The organism is Sphingomonas yantingensis, assembly GCF_014199325.1.
Taxonomy (GTDB): Bacteria; Pseudomonadota; Alphaproteobacteria; order Sphingomonadales; family Sphingomonadaceae; genus Sphingomonas; species Sphingomonas yantingensis.
In genome coordinates, this window is sequence record NZ_JACIJJ010000001.1 from 437,876 (window position 1) to 454,019 (window position 16,144).

At 67.5% G+C, this 16,144-nt stretch carries 14 protein-coding genes and 3 pseudogenes; 4 read left to right on the forward strand and 13 right to left on the reverse strand.

Going from position 1 to position 16,144, the window contains the following annotated elements; genetic code table 11:
* Positions 1-4: 4 nt before the first annotated feature.
* The 3 genes from gap to FHR19_RS02235 are packed head-to-tail and all read left to right on the forward strand — an operon-like array spanning position 5 to position 2,684.
* Positions 5-1,009: a type I glyceraldehyde-3-phosphate dehydrogenase gene (gap, locus tag FHR19_RS02225; protein ID WP_184023739.1), complete on the forward strand. Its 1,005-nt coding sequence runs from the start codon at positions 5-7 to the stop codon at positions 1,007-1,009.
* Positions 1,010-1,023: 14 nt separating this feature from the next.
* Complete coding sequence (locus FHR19_RS02230) at positions 1,024-1,482, forward strand: MOSC domain-containing protein (protein WP_343053179.1); 459 nt, start codon at positions 1,024-1,026, stop codon at positions 1,480-1,482.
* 11 nt (positions 1,483-1,493) lie between these two features.
* A complete protein-coding gene (locus FHR19_RS02235; RefSeq protein WP_184023743.1) occupies positions 1,494-2,684 on the forward strand; it encodes a phosphoglycerate kinase in 1,191 nt (396 codons plus the stop codon).
* A gap of 85 nt (positions 2,685-2,769) precedes the next feature.
* On the opposite strand, the gene rnc is transcribed toward FHR19_RS02235, so the two are convergent.
* Genes rnc through FHR19_RS02255 form a run of 4 tightly spaced genes read right to left on the reverse strand, consistent with a single transcriptional unit; the run spans position 2,770 to position 6,227 of the window.
* A complete protein-coding gene (rnc, locus tag FHR19_RS02240) occupies positions 2,770-3,435 on the reverse strand; it encodes a ribonuclease III (protein WP_184023745.1) in 666 nt (221 codons plus the stop codon).
* 4 nt (positions 3,436-3,439) lie between these two features.
* Positions 3,440-4,243 (reverse strand): signal peptidase I, encoded by an 804-nt coding sequence (gene lepB, locus FHR19_RS02245; RefSeq protein WP_184023747.1) that lies wholly within the window; start codon positions 4,241-4,243, stop codon positions 3,440-3,442.
* A 56-nt stretch (positions 4,244-4,299) separates the two neighbouring features.
* Positions 4,300-5,316, reverse strand: a complete 1,017-nt coding sequence (locus FHR19_RS02250) for an LLM class flavin-dependent oxidoreductase (RefSeq protein ID WP_184023749.1) — start codon at positions 5,314-5,316, stop codon at positions 4,300-4,302.
* On the reverse strand, positions 5,313-6,227 hold the full coding sequence (locus FHR19_RS02255) for an ATP-grasp domain-containing protein (RefSeq protein WP_184023752.1): 915 nt from the start codon (positions 6,225-6,227) through the stop codon (positions 5,313-5,315). Before FHR19_RS02255 ends, FHR19_RS02250 begins: the two co-directional genes overlap by 4 nt.
* Positions 6,228-6,371: 144 nt before the next feature.
* Between FHR19_RS02255 and FHR19_RS02260 the strand changes: the two genes are divergently transcribed.
* A complete protein-coding gene (locus FHR19_RS02260; RefSeq protein WP_184023755.1) occupies positions 6,372-7,664 on the forward strand; it encodes a dicarboxylate/amino acid:cation symporter in 1,293 nt (430 codons plus the stop codon).
* Between the two features lie 112 nt (positions 7,665-7,776).
* Here the strand turns inward: FHR19_RS02260 and epsC are convergent, their stop codons facing one another.
* From epsC to FHR19_RS02300, 9 genes and pseudogenes are all read right to left on the reverse strand, one after another.
* Positions 7,777-8,691, reverse strand: a complete 915-nt coding sequence (gene epsC / locus FHR19_RS02265; RefSeq protein WP_184023758.1) for a serine O-acetyltransferase EpsC — start codon at positions 8,689-8,691, stop codon at positions 7,777-7,779.
* Positions 8,688-9,455 carry a PhnD/SsuA/transferrin family substrate-binding protein gene (locus FHR19_RS02270; protein ID WP_246359257.1) on the reverse strand — a complete coding sequence of 256 codons (768 nt, stop codon included), beginning with the start codon at positions 9,453-9,455 and terminating at the stop codon, positions 8,688-8,690. Before FHR19_RS02270 ends, epsC begins: the two co-directional genes overlap by 4 nt.
* Entirely contained in the window at positions 9,452-10,345 is an 894-nt protein-coding gene (locus FHR19_RS02275; protein ID WP_184023761.1) for a fatty acid desaturase, read from the reverse strand. The genes FHR19_RS02270 and FHR19_RS02275 overlap by 4 nt, the downstream gene beginning before the upstream one ends.
* A 90-nt stretch (positions 10,346-10,435) precedes the next feature.
* Positions 10,436-10,948 (reverse strand): annotated as a pseudogene (locus FHR19_RS02280) (integrase core domain-containing protein); the annotation flags it as partial.
* Positions 10,949-10,986: 38 nt separating this feature from the next.
* Positions 10,987-11,043 (reverse strand): annotated as a pseudogene (locus tag FHR19_RS18020) (hypothetical protein); the annotation flags it as partial.
* Between the two features lie 62 nt (positions 11,044-11,105).
* A pseudogene (locus tag FHR19_RS17945) lies at positions 11,106-11,207 on the reverse strand (transposase); the annotation flags it as partial.
* A gap of 148 nt (positions 11,208-11,355) precedes the next feature.
* On the reverse strand, positions 11,356-11,493 hold the full coding sequence (locus FHR19_RS02290) for a hypothetical protein (protein ID WP_184023765.1): 138 nt from the start codon (positions 11,491-11,493) through the stop codon (positions 11,356-11,358).
* 36 nt (positions 11,494-11,529) lie between these two features.
* Complete coding sequence (locus tag FHR19_RS02295; RefSeq protein ID WP_221228341.1) at positions 11,530-12,684, reverse strand: glycosyl hydrolase; 1,155 nt, start codon at positions 12,682-12,684, stop codon at positions 11,530-11,532.
* Positions 12,685-12,686: 2 nt separating this feature from the next.
* A complete protein-coding gene (locus tag FHR19_RS02300) occupies positions 12,687-16,073 on the reverse strand; it encodes a TonB-dependent receptor (RefSeq protein ID WP_184023767.1) in 3,387 nt (1,128 codons plus the stop codon).
* Between the last annotated feature and the right edge of the window lie 71 nt (positions 16,074-16,144).

Here is a 16,144-nt window from a genome sequence, read left to right on the forward strand (position 1 = left end):
GGCGATGACCAAGGTTGCGATCAACGGTTTCGGGCGCATCGGCCGTCTGGTGGCGCGCGCGATCCTCGAGCGGCCGGACAGCGGGCTCGAACTCGTCACCATCAACGACCTGGCCGACGCCAAGTCGAATGCCTGGCTGTTCAGCCGCGATTCGGTGCATGGCCGCTATCCGGGCGAGGTGTCGGCCGAGGGCAATGACCTGATCGTCGACGGCAAGCGGATCAAGGTGACGGCCGAGCGCGATCCCGCCAACCTGCCGCATGCCGAGAACGGGATCGAGCTGGTGCTCGAATGCACCGGCTTCTTCACCGACAAGGCATCGTGCGAGAAGCACATCGCCGCTGGCGCGAAGAAGGTGCTGATCTCGGCCCCGGGCAAGAATGTCGACCTGACCGTCGTCTATGGCGTCAACCACGACAAGCTGACGGCCGAGCATACGATCGTCTCGAATGCGTCGTGCACGACCAACTGCTTGGCGCCCGTCGCCAAGGTGCTGAACGACGCGATCGGGATCGAGCGTGGCCTCATGACCACGGTCCACGCCTATACCAACGACCAGAAGATCCTCGACCAGATCCACCCCGACCTGCGCCGTGCGCGTGCCGCCGCCATGTCGATGATCCCGACGACGACCGGCGCCGCGCGCGCCGTGTCCGAAGTGCTGCCCGAGCTCAAGGGCAAGCTCGACGGTTCGGCGATCCGCGTGCCGGTGCCGGACGGTTCGCTGATCGACCTGACCTTCACCCCCGCGCGCGACACGAGCGTCGAGGAGGTCAATTCGATCCTCAAGGCCGCGGCCGAGGGGCCGATGAAGGGCGTGCTCGAGTTCAGCGCCGACCCGCTGGTCTCGATCGACATCGTCCACACCCCCTTCAGCTCGACCGTCGACAGCCTCGAGACCGCAGTGATCGACGGCAAGCTCGTCCGTGTCGTCAGCTGGTACGACAATGAATGGGGCTTCTCGAACCGCATGGTCGACACCGCCACCGCGATGGCGAAGCTGATCTGAGGATGACGGGCGTGGTGACGGGACGCCTCGGCGGCATCGCGCGCCACGCCCGCTCGCGCGGGCCCATCGAGGTGATCGACCGGGTTTCGGTCAGTGTCGAGGCGGGTCTTGCGGGCGATTTCCGCGGGGCGGTGAAGCCCGGCGGGCGCGGGCGGCGGCAGGTCTCGCTGATCGAGGCGGGCGACTGGGACCGGGCGATGACCGCGCTCGGCCACAGCCTGCCGTGGTGGCATCGCCGCGCCAACCTGCTCGTTGAGGGCCTCGACCTGCCGCAGGTGCCGGGCACGCGGCTGCGTATCGGCGACGTGGTGCTCGAGATCACGCAGGAATGCGATCCGTGCAGCCGCATGGAAGAAGTGGCCGAGGGGCTGAAGGCCGCGCTCACCCCCGACTGGCGCGGCGGCGCGCTGGCAAAGGTGATCGCGGGCGGCGACATCGCGGTCGGCGACGCGATCGAGATCATTCAAGGCTAAGGAAACAGGCGATGGCACGCAGCTTCAAGACGCTCGACGACATCGGCGACCTCACGGGCAAGCGCGTGCTGGTGCGCGAGGACCTCAATGTCCCCATGGCCGATGGCAAGGTGAGCGACGACACCCGCCTGCGCGCCGCCGTGCCCACGGTGAGCGAGCTGTCCGACCGCGGCGCGATCGTCCTCGTCCTCGCGCATTTCGGCCGGCCCAAGGTGCCGAGCCCCGAGCATTCGACCGCGCAGTTGACGCAGCCCTTCTCGGACGTGCTGGGCCGTTCGGTCCGCTACATCGACTGGGAGGGCGGTGCCGAGGCTGCCGCGCTGCTTCAGCCGGGCGACGTGGCGCTCCTCGAAAACACCCGCTTCTTTGGCGGCGAGGAGAAGAACGATCCCGCGACGGTCGATCGTTTCGCCGCGCTTGGCGACCTTTACGTCAACGACGCCTTCTCCGCTGCGCACCGTGCCCACGCCTCGACCGAGGGGCTGGCGCACAAGCTGCCCGCGTTTGCCGGGCGACAGATGGAGGCCGAACTCGATGCGCTTGAAAAGGCGCTGGGCGCGCCCGAGCACCCCGTCGCTGCAGTGGTCGGCGGCGCGAAGGTCTCTACCAAGCTCGACGTGCTCAAGCATCTGGTCGGCCGCGTCGATCACCTCATCATCGGCGGCGGCATGGCCAACACCTTCCTCGCCGCGCGCGGGGTCGATGTGGGCAAGAGCCTGGCCGAGCACGACCTCGTCCCCACGGCGGAGGCGATCTTCGACGCGGCGGAGAAGGCGAACTGCACGATTCACCTCCCGTACGACGTGGTGGTGTCGAAGGAGTTCGCCGCCAACCCGCCGTCGCTGCGCACCTGCAACGTCCATGAGGTCGCCGCCGACGAGATGATCCTCGACGTCGGCCCCGCCGCTACCGAGGCGCTGGGCGACGTGCTCAAGACGTGCCGCACGCTGGTCTGGAACGGCCCGCTCGGCGCGTTCGAGACGCCGCCGTTCGACGCTGCGACGATGGCGCTCGCCCGTACCGCCGCGGCGCTGACGCGCGAGGGCTCGCTGGTGTCGGTGGCCGGGGGCGGCGATACCGTCGCGGCGCTCAATCAGGCGGGCGTGTCGGGCGACATGACGTTCGTGTCGACTGCGGGCGGTGCCTTCCTCGAGTGGATGGAGGGCAAGGAACTGCCCGGCGTGGCGGCGCTGTCCGCCTGAACCACCCGTCATCCCAGCGAAAGCTGGGATCGGCCTGTGGCTTAGCCAAGCGATCCCAGCTTTCGCTGGGATGATGGTTGGGGCTTTACCGCTTCTCCACCTGCGCCAGCAGCGCGGTCGCGGCGGCGGTTTCCGCCTCCTGCTTCGACGCACCTTCGCCCTCGGCGCTGGCGAAGGTGCCGAGCTTTACCGACACCTTGAACCGCGGCGCGTGGTGCGGGCCGGATCGGTCTAGAATCGAATATTCGGGTGAGCGCCGCTGGTTGGCGGCCGCCCATTCCTGAAGCGCGGACTTGGGATGGCGGGGCGCCGCGCCCTGATCGTCGATGCGCTTGCCCCATGCCTCTCGCACGAATGCCGCCGTCCGGTCGAACCCGCGCTCGAGGAACAGCGCGCCGATCAGCGCCTCCATTACGTCGCCGAGCACATTGTCGCTCTTCGCCGCGCCATCCTCGCGCGCCTGCTTGCCGAGGCGCAGGTGCTGCGCGACGCCGATCGAGCGCGCCACGTCGGCACAGACCGGCCCGGTGACGAGCGCGTTGAGCCGGCGCGACAGCTTCCCCTCAGGCTCCGCCGGATAGCGCGAATAGAGCCATTCGGCGATCGCGAGGCCGAGCACCCGGTCGCCCAGATATTCGAGCCGCTCGTAATTCTCCGCCGCCTGGCTGCCGTGCGTGAGCGCACGCGCGAAGCGTTCGGGCGCTTCGACCGGGCCGAAGGTCGCGGCGAGCCATTCATCCAGCTGCGACATGGCCTCAGTACAACTCGCCGATGCGGCTCCAGCGCGTCGCGCCGGGCCAGGTCCAAGGCTTCAGCCACGACGCGTTGCCGTCGGTGGACCAGAAGTTGACCACCGCTTTCCCTTCCAGATTCTCCATCGGGACATAGCCGATCGCGTCCGGGAAGCGGCTGTCCTTCGAATCGTCGCGATTGTCGCCCATCATGAAGACATGGCCCGCGGGCACGCGGTAGATGCCGGTATCGTCGCCGACGCTGAACCCCTGGTCGAGGATGCGATAGCGCACGCCGTTCGGCAGCGTCTCCTCGAACTGCGGATAGCGGCAGACGGGGGTGCCGTTCGCGGCCTTGTCTTGAAAATAGGGATCGCACGGGCTGTTCGGCGTGATCGGCAGCATGAAGTCGGCGACGCGCTGCTTCGGGACCGCCTTGCCATTCAGGAACAGCGTGCCGCCGCGCATCTGGATGGTGTCGCCGGGCAGGCCGATGACGCGCTTGATCCAGTCCTCATTATTCGTCGGCGGCGCCTTGAACACCGCCACGTCGCCGCGCGCGGGCGTCGAGGGAAACAGGCGGCCGGGTATGAGCGGCAGGCTCATCGGCAGCGAGTGGCGCGAATAGCCGTAATTCCACTTGGTCACGAACAGATAGTCGCCGATCAGCGTGCGCGGCAGCATCGAGCCCGAGGGGATGACGAACGGCGACAGGATGAAGCTGCGCACGACAAACACGATCGCCGCCAGCTTGACGAGGAAGATCAGCGTTTCCTGCCATTCGGGGCGCCGGGGGCGCGCCGCGGCGCGCGCGGGTCGTAGAGCCATCCGTCCGACGTGCCGGGGTGTATTGCCCGCGTCAAGCGGTCAGACGGGTCAGGCCATCATGCGGTGCCCATCACCTGGACCGCGAACCGCTCCATCTCCTCGGCTTGCGGGCTCATCTGGAGTAGCAGGAGGTCGAGGCCCGCAGCCTCATATTCCGCGACCCGCTCCTTCAATTGCTCGGGCGTGCCGACCAGGTTGGGGCGCAGGCCGCGGTTCGAGACCGAATATTCCTGGAGCTTCATCTCACGCTCCAGCTGCGTGCCCGACAGCCACTGGTCGAAATTGGCATAGCCGGCGGGCAGTTCGGTGACGGTGGTGATCCGCTCGAGCTCGCGCTTCGCTTCGGCTTCGCTGTCGCGGACGATCGCATAGGCGGCCATACCGAAGGTCATCGGGCTGCCGCCGATGGCCTTACGCCGGGCGCGCATGTCGGCGATCTTGGGGGCGATCGCGTCCACCGGATCGCCATGCATGACGTACGCGTCGCATTGCGTGGCGATCATCGTCTTGGCCGCCTCGCTCTCGCCGCCGGCATAGACGATCGGCTTGGCGACGGGCTTGGGCGCGCAGATCGCGGCCTCGGTGCGATAGAAGCGGCCGGCATAATCGAAGCGGTCCTGCGACCAGAGGCCGTGCACCACGTCGAGCCATTCGGACGTGCGCGCATAGCGGTCGTCATGCTGGTCGAACTGCAGGCCGTATTGCCGCGCCTCGTCCGCCCACCAGCTCGACACGACGTTGAGCGACAGCCGGCCGTTCGCGATGCGGTCGATGTTGGCGGCGGCCTTGGCGAACAGCGCGGGGTGGTGGAAATTGGGGCGCACGGCGACCATCAGTTCCAGCCGCTCGGTCACCGCCGCCAGCGCCGCGGCAGTCGACCACGCATCGAGCGCGGGCTGGTCGGTGCCCTTGATGTCGTTGAGGTTGAGCTCGGCGATGAGCGTCAGGTCATAGCCCCAGCGCTCCGCATCCTGCGTCAGCCGCTTCGCGTAATCCCAGCTCGCCTCCATCCCCTCGTCCGGGACGTTGCGCAGCCAGCCCCCGAAGACGGGCATCCAGAAACCGTATCTCATGCCTTCACCTCGGCGATGATCGCCTCCAGCCAGTCGATCAGCCGATCGTGCGGATCCCAGCCGAGCACTCCCAGAGGATTGGCGACAAAGTTGGAGAGCGCGTTGATGTCGTAGAAGCGGGGGGTGCCGTCGCGGTCGTCGATCATCACCTCGACCCCGCCGACGTCGATGTTCGCCGCCTGCACGATCGCTTCGGCCGCGGCGATCAGTTCGGGGGCGGGATCGACCGCCTTCATCGTGATCGCGGGCTTGCCGGGAACGGCGCAGGCATCAGCGGGGCACAGGTCGAAGCTGCCGCCGCCATCGACCTCGATGGCGTAGAGGAACCGTCCGCCCAACGTCTCGATCCGGGTAATGCTGCCGCCGCGGGCGGGGACGTACTCCTGCACCATCAGCACGCGGTCGATGCTGTCGGGGGTGGTGCCGTCCGCGACCGCGGCGGCGAGCGTGCCCGCATCGTCGTAGCGGACGATCCCCGCGCCCGAGCCGCCGATATTGGCCTTGACCACGATCGGGAAGCACAGGCCGTCCGCGGCCGCCACCAGATCGGCGGCACGGTGGACGATGCGGGTGGCGGGCACGGCGAGGCCGAGGCCGGCGATCAGCGACAGCTGCCGCGCCTTCGACGCGTCGATCGCCAGCGCGTCGGCGCCGTTCAGCACCCGCGCGCCATGCGCCTGCCAATGCGCGAGCGCGGCGGCGGTGAAGAAGATCGGATGCTCGGGCGCGCGCAGGAAGCTCGACATCGCGACGCGGTTCAGGATCACGCGCGCCGGCGGTTCGGTGCCCGCTGGATCGAACGACAGGCCGTCGGCGTGGATCGCGCGCCAGTCGATCCCGCGGGCGTCGAGCGCGGCAAAGGTCGCCGCGAACCAGGCGGGGTGTTCGTAGAGCAGGGCCAGATCGGTCATCGCCCCGGTCTAGCCCAGATCGCTGATCGCCAAAGCCAAATCGCGCTTGGCCCGGCCAAAGCCCGTGTTCGCGCCAAGCCGGGCTTTAGCGCGGCAAGGACGATCTGTTCTCCCATCGGTGGAGGGGGTAATTACATCCGGGGCATGACGGATCAGGTTCTTCCGGCGGCGCGGTGGCGCCTGCCTTCGTTCGGGGTGCAGGTCGCGATCGGCATGGTCGCGGGTGTCGCGCTCGGCCTGATCGCGCGCGAGGCGGGCGTCGCGGCGCTGGGCGAAGCGCTACACACGGTCGGCGGGCTGTTCGTGCAGTTGCTCAAGGCGCTGGTCCCGCCGCTGGTCTTCACCGCGATCGTCGCTTCGGTCGCGGCGCTGCGCGAGCTGGAGGACGCGGCGAAGCTGGTGGTGCGTACGCTGTTGTGGTTCGCGATCACTGCGCTGATCGCGGTGTCGATCGGGCTGGTGCTCGGCGTTGCGCTGGAGCCGGGTGTGCGCAGCGGTGTCGATGCGGCCGCAGCGGCGGTGCCGGCGACGAGCGGCAGCTGGCTCGATTTCCTGAAGGGCCTCGTCCCCGTCAATTTCCTCGGGATCGGCGCCGACACCGTGATCGCCGAGGGCAAGGCCAAGACGAGCGTCGGCTTCAACGTCCTCCAGATCATCGTCGCGGCGATTGCGATCGGTGCGGCGGCTGTGCGGGTCGGCGACAAGGGCGAGGCGTTCCTGTCGTTCAACGCCTCGGCGCTCGCGATCTTTCGCCGGCTCTTGTCCTGGGTCATCCGGCTGACGCCGATCGGCACCGCCGCGCTGATCGGCGATGCGATCGTGCGCTATGGCTGGGGGACGCTCGGGTCGCTCGGCAGCTTCGCGCTGGCGGTCTATCTGGGGCTCGGGCTGGTGCTGTTCGTCGTCTATCCGGCGCTGCTGGCAGTGAATGGCGTGTCGCCGGGCCGCTTCCTGTCGCGGGCATGGCCGGCGATACAGCTGGGCTTCGTCTCCCGTTCCTCGATCGCGACGCTGCCGGTGACCCAGGCGGCGGCGGAGCGGATCGGCGTGCCGCCTGCCTATGCCGCCTTTGCGGTGCCGCTCGGCGCGACCACCAAGATGGACGGGTGCGCGGCGATCTATCCCGCGGTCGCGGCGCTGTTCGTCTCGCAATTCTACGGCATCCATCTCGGCCCGGCGCAGCTGGTGCTGGTGGCGCTCGTCTCCGTCCTCGGCTCGGCGGCGACGGCGGGGCTGACGGGGGCGACGGTGATGCTGACGCTGACGCTGTCGACGCTGGGCCTGCCGCTGGAAGGGGCGGGGCTGCTGCTCGCGATCGACCCGATCATCGACATGGGCCGGACCGCGGTGAACGTCGCGGGGCAGATCGTCGTGCCGACGATCGTCGCGAAGCGGGCGGGGATTCTCGTGCCGGACCAGGAGCCCGTCCCCGCCTAGTTCAGGAACGGCACCGGCCCGCTCCCCCACCCGGCCGCCCACTGAGTATCCTGCTGGGTGGCCGGGTGGGGGAGCGGGCCGGTGCCGTCGGCCGGCGAAAGCCGGACAAGCCTCAACGACCGTGCAGGCGGTCGTTGAGGTCGTCGGCCTCGCCCAGCGGCAGCACGCTCGCGGTCGGCTGCGCGACGACGCTGCCCGGGGCTACGTCGTCCAGCAGCCAGACATTGCCGCCGATCACCGACCCGCGCCCGATCGTCACCCGGCCGAGGATCGTCGTGCCTGCATAGATCGTCACGTCGTCCTCGACGATCGGGTGCCGCGCCAGCCGCTGCCGCAGGCCGTCCGCCGACAGACCGAGCGGCGCGCGCGCGCCGAGCGTGACGTGCTGATAGAGGCGCACCCGTTCGCCCACGATCGCGGTCTCACCGATGACCACGCCGGTGCCGTGGTCGATGAAGAAGCTGCCCCCGATCGTCGCGCCGGGATGAATGTCGATGCCGGTGCGCGCATTGGCGAGTTCGGAGACGACGCGCGCGACGATCGGCGCGCCGAGGCGATAGAGCGCGTTGGCGATCCGGTGATGCAGGATCGCGGCGGCGCCGGGGTAGCAGATCAGCACCTCGTCGATGCTGCGCGCCGCCGGGTCGCCGATCAGCGCGGCGCCGAGGTCGGCGTCGAGCAGGCGGCGGATATCGGGCAGTTCCTCGGCGAACAGCGCGGCGATCTGGGCCGGCAGGCCGGTGTCGAAGGCGTCCGCGGCCTCGTCCTGCCAATAGGCGAGCTCGACGCCGGCTTGTTCCTCGACGATGGTCAGTGCGTCACCGAGCCGGTCGGCGACGAAGCCGTTTTCCGCCGCTGGATCGCCGCGCCAGCCGCCCAGGCGGACGGGGTAGAGCGCGTGCGACACTGCCTCCACCAGCGCGGCGACGCGTGCGCGATCGGGGAATCGGTGAAGATAGGCGTCGCCGCGCGCGGCCCGGCGGATCGCGGCAAGCGCCTCGACGATATGCGCGGGCGCGGCGATCATGCGAGCGCGGTCTCGCGGGCGATCCGCGCGACTTCGCCATAACGCTGGCCGCTGGCGGAGACGATGTCGGCCAGGAACAGCGCGTCGCGTGCTTCGGCCAGCGCTGGATCGTGCGCGGCAGCGGCCAGCGCCTTGCGCAGCGCCGCGCGGGTCGCGGGTGGGGTGTGCCGTGCGGTGACGAAGGGGAGGGCGGGGACCGATACCGTGTGGGCAAGGACGCGGACGCGGGCCACGGCCTCGGGTTCGTAGCGAGCGATCGCCGCGAACGTCACCGCGTCGATCGCCGCCACATCCGCGGCGCCGTCAGCCACCGCCGCGAGGCTGGCGCGGTGCGAGCCGGTGATCTTCACGTCGGAAAACGGAATGCCGCCGAACGCCGCGCGCAGCAGGTTCGCGCCGGTGTTCGACAGGGGGGCATTGATCGCCGCCACCATCCCGCGAAGGTCGGCCAGGTTCGCTGCTTCATCGTCGGCATGGACGATGATCCGGCTCAGATGCCGGCCGGGCGTGCACCCCGCGACCGCATAGCTCGGCACCGCGACCACGGTCAGGTCGAGCTCGGGATCGGCGACCAGCGGCAGGCCGCACGCCTGTGCAAGGAGGAGGTCGGGGTCGCGCCACACCGCCTCCACCGGGCGGCGATCCAGCGCATCCGGTGCGTCGATCCCGGCCGCGCGCAGGTGGCTTGCGATCGCGGCCCACAGGGCCTCGTTCGCCCACCGCTGCGCCGGGTGGTCGTACATGCCGAGCGAGGCGACGCTCATGCGCCGTGCCCCGGATGCGTCAGTCGGTCGTGCGGACGAAAGGCGAACCGGCGGACGATCTCGCCATAGCTTCGGTGCGGCCGCCCCGCCTGCGCGGTCAGCCGGTCGCGATGCGCGCGGTGATAGTCGGGCAGGCGGTACCAGGCGAGACCCGGCCGGTCGTGATGCGCGGTATGGAGGTGGTTGTTTAGATAAAGCAGGCCGAGCAGCCCGCCGCGCTCCACCGTCGCGGCGCGGGCGGGACCGGGCAGGTCGGCGCGATGCTCCGCGAACGAGCGCAGCAGCGACAGCGACGTGCCCGGCCAGACGACGAGCAGCACGTAGCGCAGCGTGCCGAACCCTGTACCCTCCAGCATCGCGAGTATCCCCGCGACTGCGAGCAGATGCGGCACCCAGTCGCGCAGGACCGCGCCCGGCACCCGTCGCACGCGCACCGCCTCGTCGCGGAGCAGCGCCAGGACGCAGAGCGGCGGTCCGAACACCAGCCGCCCGATCAGCGTCGCCTGAAGCCGCGCGGCCCAGCGCCAGCCCGATCCCTCCGCGACGTATCGCGATTCGGGATCGTGGTGCGGGTGGGTGATGTGGTCGCTGCGATGATGCGCCTCATGGCTGTCGCGATAGATGGCATAGGGCAGCCACAGCGACAGCGGCACCGCGCCGATCACCGCGTTGATCCGCCTTGATCCAGTCGGGTGGCCGTGGATCGTCTCGTGCTGAAGCGAGCCGTGCCACGCGATCAGCCACGCCCCCGCCGCGGCGAGAATCGGAATCGGCAATGCGGCATGCGCCCCGACCAGCGCGGTCCAGCCGCCATAGATGGCGAATGCGAGGAGTAGGGTAGGCCACTCGATCGAGCGGCGACCGGCGTCGTGCGTCGCTACAGGCATCATGCCTATATCCTACACGGTCGATATGAATTGAGCCCGCAGATTTTGTCCGGGGGCCTGAAAGCACGGCTTCGCCTGACCTGCTCCCCATTTTCAGGCCGCTGATAAGTTAGCTTCGGTTTCCTCATGCCCGTGGCGGGAGCGGTTGGTGAAGTCGGCGGGTGCCATGCCGCCGAGGCTGCCGTGCGGACGCACGGTGTTGTAGTCCGCCCGCCATGCCTCGATGATCCGTCTCGCCACAGCCAGGGAGAGGAACAGGTACTCGTTCAGGCACTCGTCGCGCAAGCGACCATTAAACAATTCCATAAAGCCGTTCTGCTGCGGCCTGCCGGGCGCGATGTAATGCCACTCGACGCCGGTGTCCTGGCACCAGGCGAGCACGGCATGACTGGTGAGTTCGGTGCCGTTGTCGCTGACTACCATGCACGGCAGCCCGCGACGTTCGGCGATAACGTTCAGCTCGCGGACGACGCGCCGACCTGACAGCGAGGTGTCGACGATGCAGGCCAGGCACTCCCGGCTGTAGTCGTCGATGACGTTGAGCAAGCGGAACCGCCGGCCGCAGGCCAATGCATCCGACACGAAGTCGAGCGACAAGCGCTGATCCCGTGCTTCCGGCACAGCTCGGCGGTCTTCACGCCAGCCTCATGCTCGCGCAGCACGCCAATGATCTGATCCTCGGTAAAGCGGCCTCGCTGCATCGCTCGTCTCCATCTGACGAGCTAATTTACCAATGGCATGATTTTCGGGGAGCAGGTCACGCCGACACGCCCATCCGGCGAATGGCCTCGGCTACCGGCATGCCCATCTCCGCCTGCCTTAGTGCAAACGCGATCTGCTCTTCCGTGTGCCTCGACTTCTTCATGTTCCAGCTCCTTGCCCGCAAGCTTCAAAGGGCCGGAAAATTCTCACTCAATGTGGATGGGAAAACAGGGCGGACTTCAGACCCTGGGAAAAATGGTGTCGTTCATCGACGCGCATCGCAAGATGTACTGGGTCGAGGTGATGTGGTCTCAGTCGTCGGCGCCGGGCGCCAGCCGCACCGGGCCGAACGACGCGATGCCGAGCCCCGCGAACCCGTGGGCGGCGCGCCAGCCGTCCAGAAAGCACTCGATCGCACCCCGCATCGCCTCGGGCAGGGTCGCCGTCACCAGTCTGATCAGCCGGCGATCCCGGCGGGGCGACGGTCAGCGCGCCGCGGCGCGCGCGTAGAGATCGGGCAGCTCGCACTCGAGCAGGATGTCGGGGCGGTCGGCGAACGCCTTGAAATCGGCGGCACTCGCCTGTCCGGGATAGGGGGCGTAGAAATGCTCCTTGCGATCGAACGCCGGGTTGGCGTTGCGCCAGACCAGGACCCAGGCGATGCCGCGCATGTCAGCATTCGTATCGAGCGCGCGGCCCAGCACGCCGGTCCACCATCTGGGATCGGGGATCGCCTCCAGCCCCGTCTCGGTGACGGCGGCGATCTTGCCCCGCTCGCGCGCAAGCCGGGTGACGGTGCGGAGCCGCGCGGCGACGGGACCGACATCGGCGGCCGTCTTCAGCGAATAGTCGTCGAAGCCCAGCACGTCGATCACGTTGTCGCCGGGATAGCGTTCCAGATACGCCGCTTCATCGGCGAACACGTCGGTCGAGTAGGCGTAGAGGAGGTTGCGCAGCCCCCGCTTGTCGCGAAGATGCGTGACCGTCATCCGCCACAGCGCCTTGAAATCGGCCGTCGTCGCATGATCGCGGCCCCACCAGAACCAGCTGCCGCTATGCTCGTGCCAAGGGCGGAAGACGATCGGGATCGGCGTCCCGTCCTCGGCCTTCAGGCCGGCGAGGAAGGTGGCGGCGGCATCCAGCCGCGCCAAATAGCGCGCATGAAGGTCGCCGCCGGGCAGGATGCGCGATACCGCGGGCGCCGCGACGTTCCACGCGTCGCCGCCATTTGCCGGGTTGCCCTGATGCCAGGACAGCGTGACCACCCCACCCCGGACATAACCCTGCTGGATGTAGCCGCGCAGCGTCGCCGCGCGTGCGGGGTCGATCGTCTCTCCACCCTTCACGAACGCATCGTTGAGATCCCAGCCATAGACAGCGGGGAAGCAGCCGGCGACATCCTTCACGTCCGACCGGTCCCGCTCGCCGCGCCAGCGATATCCGTACGCCAGCGTGTCCTGATGCCCGAACAGCGTCGCCGTCGGCGCGATCCGACGAAGCGAGGCGAACAGCGCCTTGGTCTCGCGCGTCGCCGCCGGATCGGCGGTTGCTGCCCGCAATCCGGGCGGCGGGGTGGCCGCGCACCCCGCCAAGGCGAGGCTTGCGACGACCATCGGCCCGATCAGCAGCCGCCTGTCCACCGTCAGAAGGTCAGGCGGGCGCTCAGCTGGAACTGGCGATCGCTCTTGAAGAACGAACGCGGCGCCTCCAGCCCGTCACCGTTTAGGACGAAGCTCGTCCTGATCTTGTAGTCGAAAAGATTGTTGACGGTCAGGCCGATCTTGAAATTCTGGTTGACCGTATAGAAGAACGACGCATCCGCCGAGTCCGTCGGCAGGCTGTAGACCGGCAGGAACGGGAAGCAGCAGTCGCGATTGCTCAAGAGGAACTTCGACCGCCAGTTATAGGCAAGGCGGGCGTAAATCCCGTACTTGTCGAAGAAGATCGACGTATTGACGTTATGCTTAGACAGCTGCGGCAACGGAAGGTTGTCGTAGAGCCCCGTGATGTCCTGAGGCGGCTGGTTGCCGTCGCCCTCGTTCGGCGTTGGATCGGTCGAGGGGCGGAAATCGGGCGGCGACAGGATGACGTTGCCAGCGTCGATGTAGGTATACGCGGCCTGGAAACCCAGGCCGCCCAGCGGCCCCGGCAGGAAGTCGTAGGTCTGCTGATAGGCGACCTCGATCCCCTTGATCTTGCTCGACCCCTCGGCATTTGCAGGACCCGTCAGCTGCAGCGCATAGGTCGACCCGCCATTGCTGAAATCGCGGGTGAAGCCGCTGTTCTGGACGATGACGTCGGTCAGGTTCTTGTAGAACAACGTTGCGGTGAGCGAGCCGACGCGCGCGAAATACCATTCGGCCGACAGGTCGAGCTGGTCCGACTTGATCGGCTGAAGGAACGGGTTGCTCGCCCGCGCCTCGAACGCGCCGGTGTTGCCGTTGAAACCGAGCGAGACGAAGTTGCGAAGGTCGCCAAAATTCGGGCGGTTGATCGCCTTCGACGCGGCGAAACGGAATGTCAGCTTGTTGTTGACGTCGAACCGCAGGTTGAGGCTCGGCAGCCAGTTGTCGAACGTTTGCGTCGCCACCTGCGGCACCGAGGTGCCGTCGGCGAAGGCGAGCGCCGCGTTCTGCTGTGCGGCGGTGACGCCGGGGCGGCACAATGCCGGGATCTGCGATGTGGGCGGCGCCTGGCCGGTGTTCGGATCCACCTCGGTCTGTTCGGCGCAATAGCTGGCGAAATCGGCGAAGCCGTTGGGCAGTACCTGATTGCGCTGAGGATAGTTGATCGCGCCTGCCGCCTTGTCGGTGGTGCGGACCCAGCGCACACCGATATTGCCCGAGAAACGTGCGCCGCTGTCGAAGTCGGTGCCGAAATCGGCACGCGCATAAGCGGCGATCGTCTCCTCGCTGTTCTCATACACCTCGTTGGGCTGGAAATAGCCCTCGATCAGCGCATCCAGCCCGGTGGCGGGCGTTCGATCCTCGAGCGGGGTGTAGGAGAACTGGCCCGAAGGATCCTTCGCCCGGCGAAGCAACTCGGTCAGCGCGTCGTGGTTGCTGAGAATGTCCTCGCGGATCGCGGGCACGCTCGGCACGCTGGCATCGCCGCGGAAGAAACCCTCGAAGTTGTTGGTCGTGATCGCGTCCTGGGTCACCGAGACGAAGCGCGGCCCCTGATCGACCCACGTCGCCGACAGCGAACCCCAGTTGTTGTAATCGTTGGTCCGCACCGTCTGCTGCCGCTTCGAATAGCGACCGCCGGCGCGCACCTTGCGCAGGAAGCTGTCGTCCGACACGTCGTACTCGAGGTCGCCGCGGAAGGCGTACTCGTCACCGTCGTTGATCGAGCGATTGTTGAAGGCGTTGTTGTAGAACCAGCTGTTCGGGCTGCCGAAATAGCTGGCGGTGTCGAAGCCCGGCGTGACGAAGCTGACATTGGGCAGCCCGCCGGTCAGGTCGATCGATACGTTCGAAAACGTGTAGATGTCGACGATATCGTCGGTGCCCTCGGCCTCCGACTTGGCGTATTGCGCATCGAAATTGAAGCGCAGCCGATCAGTTGCGGCGAACTTCACGTTGAACGCCGCGTCCTGATTGGTCGACTTGGAATAGAAATAGCGATTGGTCGACGCGGTGTTAATCCCGCCCGGATTCACGAACTGCGGATACGGGCAGTAGGTCGAAGTATAGGGAAAACCGTTGTTAGGGATGACGCACGGATTGTTCGGCGTGTTGCGCGCCTGGAGATTGCCGCGACGCACGATGGTGCCGGAGGTGAAGATGCCGTTGTCGTCGAACGTGTAGTTGGCATTCGGATTGTACGGGAACCCGCCCTGGTTGATGTAACCCGCCGGATAGGTGTTGCCAATATCGTTGTAATATATGTTCGGTTCGACTGTCCGGTCCACCCAGCTTTCGATCGACTGCGCGCGCAGATATTGCGCGGTCAGCAGCAGCCGCTTGTCGGCGGTCTCGAACTGCGCGGCGGCGGTGATGCTGTTGCGCTTGGTGTTGAAGCTCTGCTGGCGGAAGCCCGCGCCGCTCGGCGTGTAGACGGTGTCAAAACCCGGCGGCGTGGGAAAATTGTCGCAGACACGGATCTGGTACGGGGTGCCCTGGTTGATCAGGCGCCCCTCATTGGGGTTGTTGCCGTCGCACGTCACGCCGTCGAACTGCGAGCCCTGGTAATTGACGCCATCCGGCGCATAGCCGTCCACCCCGTCGTCGGGCGCGTTGAAGCGTGGCAGGAACGAGGAAACGAAGATCGAATCGGCGCGGCTGCGCTGCTGGAAGAAGCTGCCGCCGACGAGCAGGCCGAGGCGGTGCCCGTCGCCGACCGTCCACTGGTTGCTGAACAGCCCCGCGAACGACCCCTCGCCACGCTGCTCCAGGTCGCCCCAGCTCATCGCGCCCGACAGATAGATGATGCGGTCCTTGCTGTCGAAGGGCTTGCGCGTGTTGATGCTGACCGTGCCGGCGATGCCGCCTTCGATCAGGTCGGCGGTGGCGTTCTTGAACACCTCGACCGATCCGGCGAGCTCGGCCGGAATATCGTTATAGCCGATGTCACGCCCGGCGCTGACGGCGAACGTGTCGCGGCCGTTGAACTCGCCGCGGGTATAGGTCAGGCCGCGAATCTGGACGCCCGATCCTTCGACCGAGAAATGCTGCGAATCGTTGGGCGCGGCAAAGCGGTCGATCGACACGCCGGGAACGCGCTGCAGCGCCTCGTTGATCGACCGGTCTGGCAGCGCCCCGATATCCTCGGCGGTGATCGCATCGACGATCGTGTCTGACCGGCGCTTGATTTCTTGCGCGTTGGCGAGGCTGGCGCGGATGCCGGTGACGACGATATCGCCCACCGCCTCATCCTCGGTCGCAAGGTCGGGGCTCGCGGGCGGCGGCGCCGGTTCGGTCTGCTGCACTTCCTGTGCGAGCGCGGCGCCGTGGCCGATCGTCGCGATCGTCGAAACACTCGCTGCCAGGCGAAGCAGGCTCGCCCGCCGGATCGTCATCCCCTTCATGTCATCCCCTTCTTTGCACGATCGGCCGGCGTTATCGCCGTTTCCGCCGCGTGGCCGCACCACGCATGTTC